Here is a 14,647-nt window from a genome sequence, read left to right as displayed (position 1 = left end):
GGGGCCGCCGTCGTGCAAAATGCACGTCGGTAAAAAATACTTTTGAATTAACGGCCAGCCGGAAAAGGCTGGCCGAATACGTTATGCGCCCGCCGCCAGCAGCAGGTCGGCTATCGCATCGAAACCTTTTTCCCGCGCCAGTTCGAGCGGGGTTTTGCCATATTTATCGGTCATGTGCGGGTTTGCGCCGTGATCCAGAAGCAGCTTGACGATCGCCTGCTGCTTCGCGCCGCCGTCGTTGAGCACGATCGCTTCCAGCAGCGGCGTCCAGCCGACAAAGTTGGTGTGGTTAACGTTGATATCGGTTTTTTCCAGCAGCTCGCGGACGATCTCCACGTGCCCTTTTTCACTGGCTGGCGTAATGCCCACGCCGCCAAAACGCGTCAGGCGGTCGAGATCGGGATTTGCCGGAAGCACAAGGCGCAGCAGGGTAATATCGTTGGTCAGGCAGCTAATCAGGAAAGGGTTAAAGCAGGTCTGGTCCTGTTTATCAATATCCGCACCGGCGGCAATTAATAACTCCACGCAGGCATAATGCTTTTTCAGGCTGGCAATAATAACGGCGGTTCTTTTCTGTCGATTAGTGGCGTTAATATCCACGCCTTTTTCCAGGCAGGCTTTTAGCGCATCGCTATTGCCCTCTTCTGCCGCCAGCAGAAATTCAGTAACGAGTTCGTTCGCAGACATATTCAGACTCCCGATGTTTTTATTTCTGTTGACCTGAGAATAGCAACAGCCTGGTCATAAAAGAATCCGCTTAAAAATGATTCATCGACAGTCAATTCATTGTTGAGTTAAATTCAACAAACCGGTCAAAACGTGCGTCTGTGCAACCTTTTTCTTATGTTTCCCCGCGTTTTAGCGCTTAAGGCTGCATTATGCTTATACCTGATGAAGCCTTACTGTTCGGGGGTTTCGACAAAGAGTCAGAACTGTGATCGGCTTCAAATGCGTTGTAACAACGCTGTTAAAATATGTTCAAAACTGATGGCTGAAGGGAGTGAGATATGAATTCCATCTTTACCGAAGAGAACCTGCTGGCCTTTACTACCGCCGCACGCTTCGGCAGCTTCAGCAAAGCCGCCGCCGAGCTGGGCGTGACGACCTCCGCCATCAGTTACACCATTAAGCGCATGGAGACCGGGCTGGACGTGGTGCTGTTTGTCCGCAGCACGCGCAGCATTGAGCTGACCGAGTCCGGGTTTTATTTTTACCGTAAGGCCACCGACCTGCTTAACGACTTCCACGCCATCAAGCGCGGCATAGATACCATTTCTCAGGGCATTGAGGCGCGGGTGCGCATCTGTATCAACCAGCTTTTGTATACCCCACGCCACACGGCGCGGCTGCTGCAGGTGCTGAAAAAACAGTTTCCGACCTGTCAGATCACCGTCACCACCGAAGTGTACAACGGCGTCTGGGACTCCATCATCAACAACCAGGCCAATATCGCGATTGGCGCGCCGGACACGCTGCTCGACGGCGGCGGGATTGATTACACCGAGATCGGCGCCATCCGCTGGGTCTTTGCCATCGCGCCGGAACACCCGCTGGCCTTCACCCCGGAGCCGATAGCGGAAAGCCAGCTGCGCCTGTATCCCAACATCATGGTGGAAGATACCGCGCACACCATTAACAAAAAGGTCGGCTGGCTGCTGCACGGTCAGGAGGCCATTCTGGTGCCGGACTTTAACACCAAATGCCAGTGTCAGATCCTGGGGGAAGGGATTGGCTTTTTGCCGGAATACATGGCGAGAGAGGCGGTGGAGGATGGACTCCTGGCGACGCGACGCATTAACAACCCGCGCCAGGATTCGCGCATGCTGCTCGCCACGCAGCATGCCGCGACCGGTCAGGTCACGCGGTGGATCAAACAGCAGTTTGGCCCTGCGGGGGTGCTGACCGATATCTATAGCGATTTACTGAGCCGCGCTTAGCTTTTGCTCTGTACCCAAAACGCGTGAATGAGGCCGGGGAAGTAGCCCAGCAGCGTCAGAAGAATGTTGATAATAAACGCCCAGCCAAACCCTTTGCCCAACAGCACGCCCAGCGGCGGTATGAGGATGGTAAAAACAATGCGCCAAAATCCCATATAAATACTCCGTGCAAGCTAATCCATTGAAAATAATAAAGAGAACTCTCTAAGCATAGCCCGTTTACCCGTCTGTACCAGCTCCGAACCTCGCGTTTACCCTCTTTTACGCTTTTGACGCTGGTGTAAAGCACCGAATTAGTTTAGCATTTACTTAATTAAGTAAATACTAAACTATTATGACCGAACTTGAACAGCTTCAGGCCAGCGCCGGGCAGGCCGCCGCACTCTTAAAAGCGATGAGCAACCCGCGCCGGCTGCTGATCCTCTGCACCCTGTGCGGAGCGCCCGGCACCAGCGCGGGGGAACTGGCGCGAGCCACGGGGCTTAGCGCGTCCGCTACGTCACAGCATCTGGCGCGCATGCGTGAGGAAGGGCTTATCGACAGCACCCGCAACGCGCAGCGCATTCTCTATTTCATTAAAAACGATGCGGTACATCAGCTGATCAGCACCCTGAAAACCCTTTATTGCCCGTAAGGAGCCGCCATGTCACTTCCTCTTCTTTCACCGCGCCAGGCCAGTGCCCGCGTCGCTGAAGGCGCAAAACTGATTGATATTCGTGATGCCGATGAGTTCGCCCGCGAGCATATTCCCGCCGCGCGGTCCGTGCCGCTGGATACCTTACCCGGCGCTCTTAACGCGCAGGCGGGGGATACGGTGATTTTTCACTGCCAGTCCGGCGCCCGGACGTCGGGGAATGCCTACCGCCTTGCTCAGGCCGCCGCGCCCGCACAGGCCTTTGTCGTCGAGGGGGGCATGCAGGGCTGGAAGCAGGCCGGGCTGCCGACCGTCGAAGACAAAACCCAGCCGCTGCCGCTGATGCGCCAGGTGCAAATTGCTGCCGGGCTCTTGATACTCTGCGGCGTGGTGCTGGGCTATAGCGTCTCCAGCGGCTTTTTCCTGCTCAGCGGTTTTGTCGGCGCCGGGCTGCTGTTCGCCGGTGTGACGGGCTTCTGCGGCATGGCGCGATTGCTCAAGGTGATGCCCTGGAACCGGCGTACCTCATAAGCAGTAATCGGTGAAATACGCTGTACCCGGCGTCATACGTGGGCTAAGGTGAAGATCGCTAAAACGATGAGGAGGTAATATGTTTTCTGTCGGTGATTATGTGCAACCGCGTAAAGGCGGCCCGAAACTGAAAGTGATTGAAGTGAACGGTGACAGCATTGTGGCGGTCCAGGCCAGCAATGAGCAAGGCGAGAAATATACGCTGAAAGCGGCCGATGTGGCGCCTTATACCGAGGAAGGCGATTTCGGCGTCTGCTGAACAGCCAGCCGGGCGGCGTGTTCCGCCCGGCTCATACGTTAGATCAGAAAATCATCCAGCGATTTACCGTCTGCCAGCGCGATGGCAATGGGCTTCGGCGTGCGGCCCTGGCCGGTCCACGTTTTCTCTTCGCCGTTCTGGTCAATAAAACGATATTTTGCTTCACGCGGCTTGCGCTTTTTCGCGGATTTACCCACCTGCGCCAGTTCAGAGCCCAGCAGATCGGTCGGTGAAATTCCATCGGCTTTCATCAGTTCCAGCAGGGCATTAATTTTCTCCTGCTGCTCAGCACGCTGCTGCTCTAATTCTGTCTGTTCACTCCGTTTCTCTTCAGTAACGACCCTGACCTTTTCCAGCATTTCCTCAAGAACGTCCAGGGTTAATTCACGCGCCATGGCGCGCAGAGTTCGGATATTATTAAGATTCTGTAACGTCAAAGACATATTATTTGCAAACCTTCTCTTTAGGGTAAATAGATAAATCGCCGACAGAATAATTCATTTCCATAGAAATATCTACCCACGGGGCCGTCCTGCCAGTAGTGTAAATATAGTTAAATTCCACCGTAAATATTAACTTATGACGAATGTGGAATACGCAGAGATTCAATCATCACATCAATATAAATGGTCAACCTTAATCAAAATTTCAGCATCCTACGCTACACGAAAAGGCAGCAAATCCCGCCTCAACGCCATAAACATCAACCGACTGATTTTCATGCAAAAATTACCAGACGAGACAGATTATAACGAGCCGAGCAAAAAACAACCAATTTTAGAGAATTTTGTGGACAAAAGGCGATTAAATAAAAATTAATCACTAGTTGTTAGTTAAAACCCAGAGATATACGCTATACACATCAAACAAACCAACCTAAAGCACTAATCGCTTCGGGAAAATCGTTTCTTTTGTGTTCTTCTGAAGGAGTTCAGACATGTTCTCACCGCAATCACGCCTTCGCCATGCCGTGGCGGATACTTTCGCGATGGTTGTCTACTGTTCCGTTGTGAACATGCTGATCGAAATATTCCTCTCCGGAATGTCCTTCGAGCAGTCACTTTCTTCTCGCCTGGTGGCGATCCCGGTCAATATTATTATTGCATGGCCTTACGGGTTATACCGCGATGCGGTAATGCGCTTTGCGCGTCGTATCAGCCCCGCAGGCTGGTTGAAAAACCTGGCGGACGTTCTGGCGTATGTGACGTTCCAGTCGCCGGTTTACGTGGCCATTCTGCTGACGGTGGGTGCCGACTGGCACCAGATCGCTGCGGCCGTCAGTTCGAATATTGTGATTTCAATGCTGATGGGTGCGGTATACGGCTATTTCCTCGACTACTGCCGCCGCCTGTTTAAGGTCAGCCAGTACAGCCAGGCAAAAGCGTGATGTGAAGCGACTGGCGCACGCCAGTCGCGAATTTACTGTACGTCGCCAAACAGTCCCTTCAAAAACCGCTCCAGCGCCATGCGTGAGCTGAAGCCATGCGGAATACCATAATGCTCATGCCGTTCGCCGCCTAAATAGAGCGGAAATTGCTGATAGTGATCGCAGGTTTTAATATCCGAGGCAGGCTCAGCAAATGACAAACTTCTGTCTTTCAGCGTCGGGTGAATAATGAGAGCGGTACGTCCCATTCTTGCTTCGCGATTAACGTAAACATAATTCTCGCCACGGCGATATCCATACGCTTTTGATGTCACCTCATCCATGGTGAATCCTTCTTTTTCAAGAACGCGTGCCACCTCATCAGGTCGTAAATACATATCTTTTCCTCGTTATCTTTTCCTGCCCGGCAACCTTACAGTATTCAGCATTAGCAGGGCTTTCAGAATAATCCATAAACTGCCGGATAACGCGTGACGCGCTTCAGATATTAAATTTCTGAACTAAACTGAACGGGAACACAAAATTACGGAGGATCGTATGTTTAACAGACCGAACCGAAACGATATTAATGACGACGCTCAGGATATTCGTAATGATGTCAGCCAATTAGCGGACACGCTGGAAGAGGTGCTGAAGTCCTGGGGAACTGACGCGAAGGACGAAGCGGATGCCGCAAAACGTAAGGCTCAGTCTCTGCTCCGTGAAACCCGCGCGCGCTTGAACGGGCGTACGCGAACGACTCAGGCTGCCTGCGATGCGGTCAGCTGCGCAACGACCTTCGTGCGCGAAAAACCGCTCTGCACGCTCGGCACGGTCGCGGCGGTCGGGATCTTCGTCGGCGCCCTGCTTAGCCTGCGTAAATAACCCCTCGCGCGCGCATCTCTGCCCCGGTGGCCAATGGCTGTCGGGGCTTTTCTTTGCCTTCTCGCCTGTAAAACCCGCATAGCCTACCCTGCCCCGTTGTGCTCATCATCAGGGCAACATCAATCTAAATTTCCCATATCTTGTATGGTTGAAACTTAAGACAACTACATCTAGTATTCCTTTTAGCAAGACACACACAACCTGACGCGATAACTCGCGCCGCACTCTCATTTTAAATGGAAATACGAATCATGAGCATTATTATTTACACTCGTAACGATTGTGTTCAGTGCCACGCGACCAAACGGGCGATGGAAAGCCGTGGCGTGGCGTTTGAGATGGTGAATATCGACCAGGTCCCCGAGGCCGCCGATATCCTGCGCAAGCAGGGTTTTCGTCAGCTTCCGGTGGTGGTCGCCGGGGAGACAAGCTGGTCTGGCTTCCGCCCGGACATGATTAACCGCCTGAGCGCGCAGGCCGCCCGGGCATGAGTGGGCTGGTTTTCTTCTCCAGCAGCTCGGAAAACACGCTCCGCTTTATTGAGCGCGTCGGGCTGCCTGCGGTGCGCATTCCGTTGAACGAGCGGGAGCGGATCCGGGTAGAGGAACCGTACATTCTGGTGGTGCCCAGCTATGGCGGAGGCGGCACGGCGGGCGCGGTGCCTCGCCAGGTGATTCGCTTTCTCAACGATCCTCATAACCGCGGGCTAATCCGAGGCGTGATCGCGGCGGGGAATCGTAATTTCGGCGATGCCTTTGGCCGCGCCGGAGATGTCATCTCTCAAAAATGCGGCGTGCCGTATCTCTATCGCTTTGAGCTGATGGGGACGCAGCAGGACGTCGAAAACGTGCGTAAAGGAGTGAACGAATTTTGGCAACGACAACCGCAGAACGGGTAATGCAGGCGACGCCGGATTACCACGCATTAAACGCCATGCTTAACCTCTATGACCGCGAGGGACGCATTCAGTTTGATAAAGACCGTGAGGCGGTGGACGCCTTTTTTGCTGCCCACGTGCGGCCCAACAGCGTGACCTTCGCGAGCCAGAATGAGCGTCTCGACTATCTGGTTAACGAGGGCTACTACGAGGAGCGCGTTCTGGCCCGCTACGATCGCCTCTTCGTGGTAAGACTGTTTGAGCGCGCGCACGCCAGCGGTTTTCGTTTCCAGACGTTTCTCGGCGCATGGAAGTACTACACCAGCTACACCCTGAAAACCTTTGACGGCAAACGCTACTTAGAGAGCTTTGAGGATCGTACCGTGATGGTGGCGCTGACGCTGGCCCAGGGCGATGAAGCGCTGGCGGAGCAGCTCACCGATGAGATCCTCGCCGGACGCTTCCAGCCCGCCACGCCGACCTTCCTCAACTGCGGCAAAGCCCAGCGCGGCGAGCTGGTCTCCTGCTTCCTGCTGCGTATTGAAGACAATATGGAGTCGATTGGCCGCGCGGTGAACTCTGCGCTGCAGCTTTCCAAACGCGGCGGCGGCGTGGCGTTTCTGCTCTCTAACCTGCGTGAAGCGGGCGCGCCGATCAAGCGCATCGAAAACCAGTCCTCCGGCGTGATCCCGGTGATGAAGATGCTGGAAGATGCGTTCTCCTATGCCAACCAACTTGGCGCGCGCCAGGGCGCGGGCGCGGTTTACCTGCATGCGCACCACCCGGATATTCTGCGTTTTCTCGATACCAAGCGCGAAAACGCCGATGAAAAAATCCGCATCAAAACCCTGTCGCTCGGCGTAGTGATCCCGGATATCACCTTTAAGCTTGCCAAAGAGAATGCCGAGATGGCGCTCTTCTCGCCGTATGACATCGAGCGAATTTACGGCAAAGCCTTTGGCGACGTGGCCATCAGCGAGCTGTACGACGAACTGGTGGCCGACAATCGTATTCGCAAAAAGACCATCAACGCCCGCGATTTCTTCCAGACGCTTGCCGAAATTCAGTTTGAGTCCGGCTATCCGTACATCATGTACGAGGACACGGTGAACCGCGCGAACCCGATTGCCGGGCGCATCAACATGAGCAACCTGTGCTCGGAGATTCTGCAGGTCAACAGCGCGTCAGCCTACGACGAAAACCTGGACTACGCGGATATCGGCAAAGATATTTCCTGCAACCTTGGGTCGCTGAATATCGCCCATACCATGGATTCCCCCGACTTTGGCCGCACGGTGGAGACCGCCATTCGCGGGCTGACGGCGGTGTCGGACATGAGCCACATCCGCAGCGTGCCGTCCATTGAGGCGGGCAACGCCGCGTCGCACGCCATCGGACTGGGGCAGATGAACCTGCACGGCTATCTGGCGCGGGAGGGCATCGCCTACGGCAGCCCGGAAGGGCTGGATTTCACCAACCTCTATTTCTACACCATTACCTGGCACGCGCTGCACACCTCGATGATGCTGGCGCGCGAGCGCAGCCAGCGGTTCGCGGGCTTTGAGCACTCCCGCTACGCCAGCGGAGAGTATTTCAGCCAGTATCTCGAAGGCGACTGGCAGCCGAAAACGGCGCGAGTACGTGAGCTGTTTGCCCGCGCCGGGATCGTTCTGCCCACGCGCGAGATGTGGCAGCAATTGCGTGATGACGTGATGCGCTACGGCATTTATAACCAGAACCTGCAGGCCGTCCCGCCGACCGGATCGATCTCCTACATCAACCACGCCACGTCGAGCATTCACCCGATCGTCTCGAAAATTGAAATTCGTAAGGAAGGCAAAACCGGACGCGTTTACTACCCTGCCCCGTTTATGACCAATGAGAACCTGGCGCTGTATCAGGACGCGTATGAGATCGGCCCGGAAAAAATCATCGATACCTACGCGGAGGCGACAAAACACGTGGATCAGGGGCTGTCGCTGACGCTCTTCTTCCCGGACACCGCCACCACGCGGGATATCAACCGAGCGCAGATCTACGCCTGGAAGAAAGGCATCAAAACGCTGTACTACATTCGCCTGCGCCAGCTCGCGCTGGAAGGCACCGAAATCGAAGGCTGCGTGTCCTGCGCGCTGTAAGGAGAAAGGATGAAACTGTCACGCGTGAGTGCCGTTAACTGGAACAAAATCCAGGACGATAAAGACCTGGAGGTGTGGAACCGCCTGACCAGCAACTTCTGGCTGCCGGAAAAGGTCCCGCTCTCCAACGATATTCCGGCCTGGCAAACGCTCGGCCACGCCGAGCAGCAGCTGACGATCCGCGTCTTTACCGGCCTGACGCTGCTGGACACCATTCAGAATACCGTCGGTGCTCCGGCGCTGATGAGCGACGCGCTAACGCCGCATGAAGAGGCGGTGATGTCGAACATCAGCTTTATGGAGGCGGTGCATGCCCGCTCCTACAGCTCGATTTTCTCCACCCTGTGCCAGACCAAAGACGTGGACGCGGCCTACGCCTGGAGCGAAGAGAGCGAGTCACTCCAGAGAAAGGCGGAGCTGGTGCTGGAATATTACCGCGCAGACGAGCCGCTGAAGAAGAAGATTGCCAGCGTGTTCCTGGAATCCTTCCTCTTCTATTCCGGCTTCTGGCTGCCCATGTACTGGTCGAGCCGGGGCAAGCTCACCAACACCGCCGATTTGATTCGGCTCATCATTCGTGATGAAGCGGTACACGGGTATTACATTGGCTATAAGTATCAGAAGGGGCTGGAGAAAGTCAGCGAGGCAAAGCGCGAGGAGCTTAAAGGCTTCGCGCTCGATTTGCTGATGGATCTGTACGACAACGAGCTGAGCTATACCGAGGAACTCTACGCCGGCACCGGCTGGGAGGACGACGTGAAGGCCTTCCTCTGCTACAACGCCAACAAGGCGCTGATGAACCTGGGTTACGACGCGCTGTTCCCGCCGGAAATGGCGGAGGTGAACCCGGCGATTCTGGCCGCGCTATCGCCCAATGCCGACGAGAACCACGATTTCTTCTCCGGATCGGGCTCATCGTATGTGATGGGCAAAGCGGTGGAAACCGAGGATGGAGACTGGGATTTTTAATGAACGCTAACGTTCGTTAATTTAATATAAACCCAACAATTCCCACTCTAATATTTACAAAACAACTACACTGTAATTCCCACGTCATATTCGCCTGAATTATTCCGATTCAGGCGAAATTTCCCTATGCAGCAGCAAAAAATTGAGAAAAATTCAAACCACCCTCAGCCCTTTATTCATGGGAAATTCAGCCGTTTCGCTTGCGTCAAAATTCCCCCCTCAGCCCGACTCAGGGTTGTCTCAGATTCTCAGTATGTTAGGGTTATGCCCGTTAACAATTTACCATGGTAATCATATCGGCATAAACAAATAACAGGACACTCTCTATTGCATGGCAATTAAATTAGAAGTGAAAAATCTTTATAAAGTATTTGGCGAGCATCCGCAGCGCGCATTCAAATATATTGAGAAAGGCCTTACGAAAGAGCAAATTCTGGAAAAAACCGGGCTATCGCTTGGCGTTAAAGACGCCAGTCTGGCCATTGAAGAAGGCGAGATTTTTGTCATCATGGGATTATCCGGTTCGGGTAAATCCACTATGGTTCGCCTTCTCAATCGCCTGATTGAACCCACCCGCGGACAGGTGCTGATTGACGGCGTGGATATCGCCAGAATATCAGACGCTGAGCTTCGCGAGGTGCGCAGAAAGAAGATCGCAATGGTGTTCCAGTCATTCGCGCTGATGCCGCACATGACGGTGCTGGATAATACCGCTTTCGGGATGGAATTAGCCGGCACGCCCGCTCAGGAACGTCAGGAAAAAGCCCTTGATGCACTGCGTCAGGTCGGGCTGGAAAATTATGCGCATGCGTACCCGGATGAACTTTCCGGCGGTATGCGCCAGCGCGTGGGATTAGCCCGTGCATTAGCCATTAATCCAGACATATTATTAATGGATGAAGCCTTCTCCGCCCTCGATCCGTTAATTCGCACCGAGATGCAGGATGAGCTGGTAAAATTACAGGCTAAACATCAGCGAACGATTGTCTTTATTTCCCACGATCTGGATGAAGCCATGCGTATTGGCGACCGTATTGCCATTATGCAAAACGGTGAAGTGGTACAGGTCGGCACGCCGGATGAAATTCTCAATAATCCGGCGAATGATTATGTCCGCACCTTCTTCCGCGGCGTGGATATTAGCCAGGTCTTTAGCGCTAAAGATATTGCCCGTCGAGCGCCAAACGGCATTATCCGTAAAACGCCAGGCTTCGGCCCGCGCTCGGCGCTGAAGCTGCTGCAGGACGAAGACCGTGAATACGGTTATCTGGTTGAACGCGGCAATAAATTTGTTGGCATTGTCTCCATCGACTCCCTGAAAACGGCTCTCACTGAGAACCAGGGAATCGATGCGGCGTTAATTGACGCTCCGCTTGCCGTGGATGCCGAAACGCCGCTCAGCGAGCTGCTCTCTCACGTGGGCCAGGCGCCGTGCGCCGTGCCGGTCGTGGGTGAGGAACAACAGTACGTCGGCATCATCTCAAAACGGATGCTGCTGCAGGCTTTAGATCGCGAGGGGGCAAACAATGACCGATCAATCTAACCCGTGGGGCGCCACTGAGGCAGCGGACAGCGCTGCGCAATCCGCCGACGCGTGGGGTTCCACGCCAGCGCCGACCGATGGCGGCGGCGCGGCAGACTGGCTCAACAGCGCACCCGCGCCTGCGCCAGAACATTTCAACATCATGGATCCGTTCCACAAAACGCTGATCCCGCTGGACAGCTGGGTCACAGAGGGGATCGACTGGGTGGTCACGCACTTCCGTCCAGTCTTCCAGGGGATCCGCGTCCCGGTGGATTACATCCTGAACGGCTTCCAGCAGCTGATGCTGGGCATGCCGGCACCGGTCGCCATTATCCTGTTCTCCCTGATCGCCTGGCAGTTTGGTAGCGCGGGGATGGGGATCGCCACGCTGATCTCGCTGATTGCCATCGGCGCGATTGGGGCCTGGTCGCAGGCGATGATCACCCTGGCGCTGGTGCTGACCGCCCTGCTCTTTTGCATTGTCATCGGCTTACCAATGGGGATTTGGCTGGCGCGCAGCCCGCGGGCGGCGAAGATTATTCGTCCCCTGCTGGATGCGATGCAGACCACCCCGGCGTTCGTCTATCTGGTGCCTATCGTGATGCTGTTCGGCATCGGCAACGTGCCGGGCGTGGTGGTGACCATTATCTTCGCTCTGCCGCCGATTATTCGTCTGACCATCCTTGGGATCAACCAGGTGCCTGCGGACCTGATCGAAGCGTCACGCTCGTTCGGTGCCAGCCCGCGACAGATGCTGTTCAAAGTTCAGCTCCCGCTGGCGATGCCGACCATCATGGCGGGCGTTAACCAGACGCTGATGCTGGCCCTGTCGATGGTGGTAATCGCCTCAATGATCGCCGTGGGCGGTCTGGGCCAGATGGTGCTGCGCGGCATTGGCCGTCTCGACATGGGGCTGGCCACCGTCGGCGGCGTGGGCATCGTGATCCTCGCCATTATTCTTGACCGCCTGACCCAGGCCGTCGGTCGTGATTCACGCAGTCGCGGCAACCGTCGCTGGTATACCACCGGCCCTGTCGGGTTACTCACCCGCCCTTTCACGAAGTCAAAATAAGGAAAAACGATGCGACATAACGTACTTTTTGCCACAGCGTTTGCCACCCTTGTCTCCACCAGCACGTTTGCGGCTGAGCTGCCTGGCAAAGGCATTACCGTACAGCCGGTGCAGAGCACCATTTCGGAAGAGAGCTTCCAGACCCTGATCGTCAGCCGCGCGCTGGAGAAGCTGGGCTATACGGTCAATACGCCGAGCGAAGTGGATTACAACGTGGGCTATACCTCGATTGCCTCCGGTGACGCCACCTTTACCGCGGTGAACTGGCAGCCGCTGCATGACGATATGTATGCCGCCGCCGGTGGCGACAAGAAATTCTATCGCGAGGGTACCTTCGTGACGGGTGCGGCGCAGGGTTATCTGATCGACAAGAAAACCGCCGATAAGTATCACATCACCAACATTGAACAGCTGAAGGATCCGAAGATCGCCAAGCTGTTTGACACCAACGGTGACGGCAAGGCTGACATGATGGGCTGCTCGCCGGGCTGGGGCTGTGAAGCGGTGATTAACCACCAGAACAAAGCGTTTGATCTGGCGAAAACGGTCGACGTGAGCCACGGCAACTATTCCGCGATGATGGCCGACACCATTGCCCGCTTCAAAGAGGGTAAACCGGTGATCTACTACACCTGGACGCCGTACTGGGTGAGCGACGTGCTGAAGCCGGGTAAAGACGTGGTGTGGCTGCAGGTGCCGTTCTCCTCCCTGCCGGGCGAGCAGAAAGATATCGACACCAAGCTGCCGAACGGCATGAACTACGGCTTCCCGGTGAACACCATGCATATCGTGGCCAACAAAGCCTGGGCGGAGAAAAACCCGGCGGCGGCGAAGCTGTTCTCGGTGATGAAGCTCCCGCTGGCTGACATTAACGCCCAGAACGCGATGATGCATGCGGGCAAATCGTCTGAAGCGGATGTGAAAGGCCACGTGGACGGCTGGATCAAAGCCCACCAGCAGCAGTTTGACGGCTGGGTGAAAGAGGCGCTTGCGGCGCAGAAGTAAAACATTTTCCCTCACCCTAACCCTCTCCCAAAGGGAGAGGGGACGATGACCTCCCTCTCCCACAGGGAGAGGGCCGGGGTGAGGGGATCAAACCGCACAATCCCCCTAAACCGCACAATACATCACCCAACAATCCCCCAACTTTCACAATCATTCGCTATTATGGTTTCCGGAAAAATAATCACTCAACTAACGATTCCTGAAACTAATGACCAAAACACCTCAGGGGCTTAGCCCCGCGCTCATCCTTTTAATGTCCGTGGCAACGGGTCTGGCAGTCGCCAGCAACTATTACGCGCAGCCTCTTCTCGACACTATCGCCCGCGCGTTCAATCTCTCCGCCAGCTCCGCAGGCTTTATCGTTACCGCAGCACAGCTGGGCTATGCCGCCGGGCTGCTGTTCCTGGTGCCGCTCGGCGATATGTTTGAACGCCGAATGCTGATCGTCTCCATGACCCTGCTGGCCGCCGGTGGGATGTTGATCACCGCCAGCAGCCAGTCGCTGACGATGATGATCGTCGGTACCGCGCTCACGGGGCTGTTCTCCGTGGTGGCGCAAATCCTGGTCCCGCTCGCCGCGACCCTCGCCTCCCCGGAAAAACGCGGCAAGGTAGTGGGCACTATCATGAGCGGCCTGCTGTTGGGGATTTTGCTGGCGCGAACCGTTGCCGGGCTGCTGGCAAGCCTCGGCGGCTGGCGCACCGTATACTGGGTGGCGAGCGTGCTGATGGTCGTCATGGCGCTGGCGCTGTGGCGCGGGCTGCCAAAGGTTAAGCAGGAAAACCACCTGAACTATCCGCAGCTGCTGGCCTCCGTTTTTAGTCTGTTCACCCAGGATAAGCTTCTGCGCACCCGCGCCCTGCTGGGCTGCTTCACCTTCGCCAACTTCAGCATTCTTTGGACGTCGATGGCGTTTCTGCTGGCCGCCCCGCCGTTCAATTATTCCGAAGGGGTGATTGGCCTGTTCGGCCTGGCCGGTGCCGCAGGGGCACTGGGCGCGCGTCCCGCAGGCGGGCTGGCCGACAAGGGCAAATCCCACCTGACCACCTCCGCTGGGCTGGTTTTACTTCTGCTCTCCTGGGCGGCGATCTGGTACGGACATCTCTCGGTGCTGGCGCTGATCGTCGGCATCCTGGTACTCGATCTCACCGTACAGGGCGTTCACATCACCAATCAGACCGTCATCTATCGCGTGAAGCCAGAGGCGCGTAACCGCCTGACGGCCGGATACATGACCAGCTACTTCATCGGCGGCGCTGCGGGTTCACTTATTTCAGCGTCGGCGTGGCAGCATGCAGGCTGGTCGGGGGTATGCGCGATCGGGGCCATCGTCGCCACCCTTAACCTGCTAGTATGGTGGCGCGGCTACCATCGTCAGGATGCAATTCACTAAGTTTTACATTGCGTTGGCCTCTTAGGGTGTTAAGAGGCCCTTCACTCTGTTAATGT

The 14,647-nt window shown here is 55.7% G+C and carries 18 protein-coding genes; 14 read left to right on the top strand and 4 right to left on the bottom strand.

Annotation, left to right across the window (positions count from 1 at the left end; all coding sequences use genetic code 11):
• Nucleotides 1-81: 81 nt before the first annotated feature.
• Entirely contained in the window at nucleotides 82-687 is a 606-nt protein-coding gene (locus N037_RS11245) for an ankyrin repeat domain-containing protein (RefSeq protein ID WP_032640901.1), read from the bottom strand.
• 320 nt (nucleotides 688-1,007) lie between these two features.
• Between N037_RS11245 and N037_RS11240 the strand changes: the two genes are divergently transcribed.
• The gene (locus tag N037_RS11240) at nucleotides 1,008-1,937 is read left to right on the top strand and encodes a LysR substrate-binding domain-containing protein (RefSeq protein WP_032640899.1); all 930 of its coding nucleotides are present in this window, start codon (nucleotides 1,008-1,010) and stop codon (nucleotides 1,935-1,937) included.
• Here N037_RS11240 and N037_RS23825 read toward each other — a convergent pair.
• Nucleotides 1,934-2,092, bottom strand: a complete 159-nt coding sequence (locus N037_RS23825; RefSeq protein ID WP_023308917.1) for a YqaE/Pmp3 family membrane protein — start codon at nucleotides 2,090-2,092, stop codon at nucleotides 1,934-1,936. The genes N037_RS11240 and N037_RS23825 overlap by 4 nt on opposite strands.
• Before the next feature lie 179 nt (nucleotides 2,093-2,271).
• Here N037_RS23825 and N037_RS11235 point away from each other — a divergent pair, with 179 nt between their 5' ends.
• From N037_RS11235 to N037_RS11225, 3 genes are all read left to right on the top strand, one after another.
• Nucleotides 2,272-2,571 carry an ArsR/SmtB family transcription factor gene (locus N037_RS11235; RefSeq protein WP_032640897.1) on the top strand — a complete coding sequence of 100 codons (300 nt, stop codon included), beginning with the start codon at nucleotides 2,272-2,274 and terminating at the stop codon, nucleotides 2,569-2,571.
• A 9-nt stretch (nucleotides 2,572-2,580) separates the two neighbouring features.
• Nucleotides 2,581-3,102, top strand: a complete 522-nt coding sequence (locus N037_RS11230; protein ID WP_032640895.1) for a rhodanese family protein — start codon at nucleotides 2,581-2,583, stop codon at nucleotides 3,100-3,102.
• A gap of 79 nt (nucleotides 3,103-3,181) precedes the next feature.
• Complete coding sequence (locus tag N037_RS11225; protein ID WP_023333163.1) at nucleotides 3,182-3,361, top strand: hypothetical protein; 180 nt, start codon at nucleotides 3,182-3,184, stop codon at nucleotides 3,359-3,361.
• Between the two features lie 38 nt (nucleotides 3,362-3,399).
• Here N037_RS11225 and stpA read toward each other — a convergent pair whose 3' ends face one another.
• Complete coding sequence (gene stpA, locus N037_RS11220) at nucleotides 3,400-3,804, bottom strand: DNA-binding protein StpA (protein WP_032640893.1); 405 nt, start codon at nucleotides 3,802-3,804, stop codon at nucleotides 3,400-3,402.
• A 494-nt stretch (nucleotides 3,805-4,298) separates the two neighbouring features.
• Between stpA and alaE the strand changes: the two genes are divergently transcribed.
• Nucleotides 4,299-4,748 carry an L-alanine exporter AlaE gene (gene alaE / locus N037_RS11215; RefSeq protein WP_032640891.1) on the top strand — a complete coding sequence of 150 codons (450 nt, stop codon included), beginning with the start codon at nucleotides 4,299-4,301 and terminating at the stop codon, nucleotides 4,746-4,748.
• Between the two features lie 32 nt (nucleotides 4,749-4,780).
• On the opposite strand, the gene N037_RS11210 is transcribed toward alaE, so the two are convergent.
• Nucleotides 4,781-5,125, bottom strand: coding sequence for a DUF2002 family protein (locus N037_RS11210; RefSeq protein ID WP_023333165.1), 345 nt, complete (start codon nucleotides 5,123-5,125; stop codon nucleotides 4,781-4,783).
• A gap of 160 nt (nucleotides 5,126-5,285) precedes the next feature.
• Between N037_RS11210 and N037_RS11205 the strand changes: the two genes are divergently transcribed.
• The 9 genes from N037_RS11205 to N037_RS11165 all read left to right on the top strand — a co-directional run bounded on the left by N037_RS11205 (nucleotide 5,286) and on the right by N037_RS11165 (nucleotide 14,591).
• Entirely contained in the window at nucleotides 5,286-5,612 is a 327-nt protein-coding gene (locus tag N037_RS11205) for a DUF883 domain-containing protein (protein ID WP_023333166.1), read from the top strand.
• Between the two features lie 251 nt (nucleotides 5,613-5,863).
• Complete coding sequence (nrdH, locus tag N037_RS11200; protein ID WP_032640889.1) at nucleotides 5,864-6,103, top strand: glutaredoxin-like protein NrdH; 240 nt, start codon at nucleotides 5,864-5,866, stop codon at nucleotides 6,101-6,103.
• The gene (nrdI, locus tag N037_RS11195; protein ID WP_021241965.1) at nucleotides 6,100-6,510 is read left to right on the top strand and encodes a class Ib ribonucleoside-diphosphate reductase assembly flavoprotein NrdI; all 411 of its coding nucleotides are present in this window, start codon (nucleotides 6,100-6,102) and stop codon (nucleotides 6,508-6,510) included. Before nrdH ends, nrdI begins: the two co-directional genes overlap by 4 nt.
• Nucleotides 6,483-8,627 (top strand): class 1b ribonucleoside-diphosphate reductase subunit alpha, encoded by a 2,145-nt coding sequence (gene nrdE / locus N037_RS11190; protein ID WP_032640887.1) that lies wholly within the window; start codon nucleotides 6,483-6,485, stop codon nucleotides 8,625-8,627. Before nrdI ends, nrdE begins: the two co-directional genes overlap by 28 nt.
• Before the next feature lie 9 nt (nucleotides 8,628-8,636).
• Nucleotides 8,637-9,596 carry a class 1b ribonucleoside-diphosphate reductase subunit beta gene (nrdF, locus tag N037_RS11185; RefSeq protein WP_032640885.1) on the top strand — a complete coding sequence of 320 codons (960 nt, stop codon included), beginning with the start codon at nucleotides 8,637-8,639 and terminating at the stop codon, nucleotides 9,594-9,596.
• A 331-nt stretch (nucleotides 9,597-9,927) separates the two neighbouring features.
• Nucleotides 9,928-11,139: a glycine betaine/L-proline ABC transporter ATP-binding protein ProV gene (gene proV, locus N037_RS11180; protein WP_023333170.1), complete on the top strand. Its 1,212-nt coding sequence runs from the start codon at nucleotides 9,928-9,930 to the stop codon at nucleotides 11,137-11,139.
• On the top strand, nucleotides 11,123-12,193 hold the full coding sequence (gene proW, locus N037_RS11175; protein WP_023333171.1) for a glycine betaine/L-proline ABC transporter permease ProW: 1,071 nt from the start codon (nucleotides 11,123-11,125) through the stop codon (nucleotides 12,191-12,193). The genes proV and proW overlap by 17 nt, the downstream gene beginning before the upstream one ends.
• 9 nt (nucleotides 12,194-12,202) lie before the next feature.
• Entirely contained in the window at nucleotides 12,203-13,198 is a 996-nt protein-coding gene (proX, locus tag N037_RS11170) for a glycine betaine/L-proline ABC transporter substrate-binding protein ProX (RefSeq protein ID WP_023333172.1), read from the top strand.
• Nucleotides 13,199-13,406: 208 nt separating this feature from the next.
• On the top strand, nucleotides 13,407-14,591 hold the full coding sequence (locus N037_RS11165) for an MFS transporter (protein ID WP_023333173.1): 1,185 nt from the start codon (nucleotides 13,407-13,409) through the stop codon (nucleotides 14,589-14,591).
• Nucleotides 14,592-14,647 lie beyond the last annotated feature (56 nt).

The sequence above is a fragment of the Enterobacter sp. EGD-HP1 genome (genome assembly GCF_000733275.2).
Taxonomy (GTDB): domain Bacteria; phylum Pseudomonadota; class Gammaproteobacteria; order Enterobacterales; family Enterobacteriaceae; genus Enterobacter.
The sequence above is the reverse complement of the archived record's forward strand: the minus strand, read 5'-3'. Positions and strand labels throughout refer to the sequence as shown.

What these genes read in the sequence shown, in the direction of transcription:
- N037_RS11245 (WP_032640901.1), bottom strand. Translation starts at nt 687, where the DNA reads ATGTCTGCGAACGAACTCGTTACTGAATTTCTGCTGGCGGCAGAAGAG.
- N037_RS11240 (WP_032640899.1), top strand. Translation starts at nt 1,008, where the DNA reads ATGAATTCCATCTTTACCGAAGAGAACCTGCTGGCCTTTACTACCGCC.
- N037_RS23825 (WP_023308917.1), bottom strand. Translation starts at nt 2,092, where the DNA reads ATGGGATTTTGGCGCATTGTTTTTACCATCCTCATACCGCCGCTGGGC.
- N037_RS11235 (WP_032640897.1), top strand. Translation starts at nt 2,272, where the DNA reads ATGACCGAACTTGAACAGCTTCAGGCCAGCGCCGGGCAGGCCGCCGCA.
- N037_RS11230 (WP_032640895.1), top strand. Translation starts at nt 2,581, where the DNA reads ATGTCACTTCCTCTTCTTTCACCGCGCCAGGCCAGTGCCCGCGTCGCT.
- N037_RS11225 (WP_023333163.1), top strand. Translation starts at nt 3,182, where the DNA reads ATGTTTTCTGTCGGTGATTATGTGCAACCGCGTAAAGGCGGCCCGAAA.
- stpA (WP_032640893.1), bottom strand. Translation starts at nt 3,804, where the DNA reads ATGTCTTTGACGTTACAGAATCTTAATAATATCCGAACTCTGCGCGCC.
- alaE (WP_032640891.1), top strand. Translation starts at nt 4,299, where the DNA reads ATGTTCTCACCGCAATCACGCCTTCGCCATGCCGTGGCGGATACTTTC.
- N037_RS11210 (WP_023333165.1), bottom strand. Translation starts at nt 5,125, where the DNA reads ATGTATTTACGACCTGATGAGGTGGCACGCGTTCTTGAAAAAGAAGGA.
- N037_RS11205 (WP_023333166.1), top strand. Translation starts at nt 5,286, where the DNA reads ATGTTTAACAGACCGAACCGAAACGATATTAATGACGACGCTCAGGAT.
- nrdH (WP_032640889.1), top strand. Translation starts at nt 5,864, where the DNA reads ATGAGCATTATTATTTACACTCGTAACGATTGTGTTCAGTGCCACGCG.
- nrdI (WP_021241965.1), top strand. Translation starts at nt 6,100, where the DNA reads ATGAGTGGGCTGGTTTTCTTCTCCAGCAGCTCGGAAAACACGCTCCGC.
- nrdF (WP_032640885.1), top strand. Translation starts at nt 8,637, where the DNA reads ATGAAACTGTCACGCGTGAGTGCCGTTAACTGGAACAAAATCCAGGAC.
- proV (WP_023333170.1), top strand. Translation starts at nt 9,928, where the DNA reads ATGGCAATTAAATTAGAAGTGAAAAATCTTTATAAAGTATTTGGCGAG.
- proW (WP_023333171.1), top strand. Translation starts at nt 11,123, where the DNA reads ATGACCGATCAATCTAACCCGTGGGGCGCCACTGAGGCAGCGGACAGC.
- proX (WP_023333172.1), top strand. Translation starts at nt 12,203, where the DNA reads ATGCGACATAACGTACTTTTTGCCACAGCGTTTGCCACCCTTGTCTCC.
- N037_RS11165 (WP_023333173.1), top strand. Translation starts at nt 13,407, where the DNA reads ATGACCAAAACACCTCAGGGGCTTAGCCCCGCGCTCATCCTTTTAATG.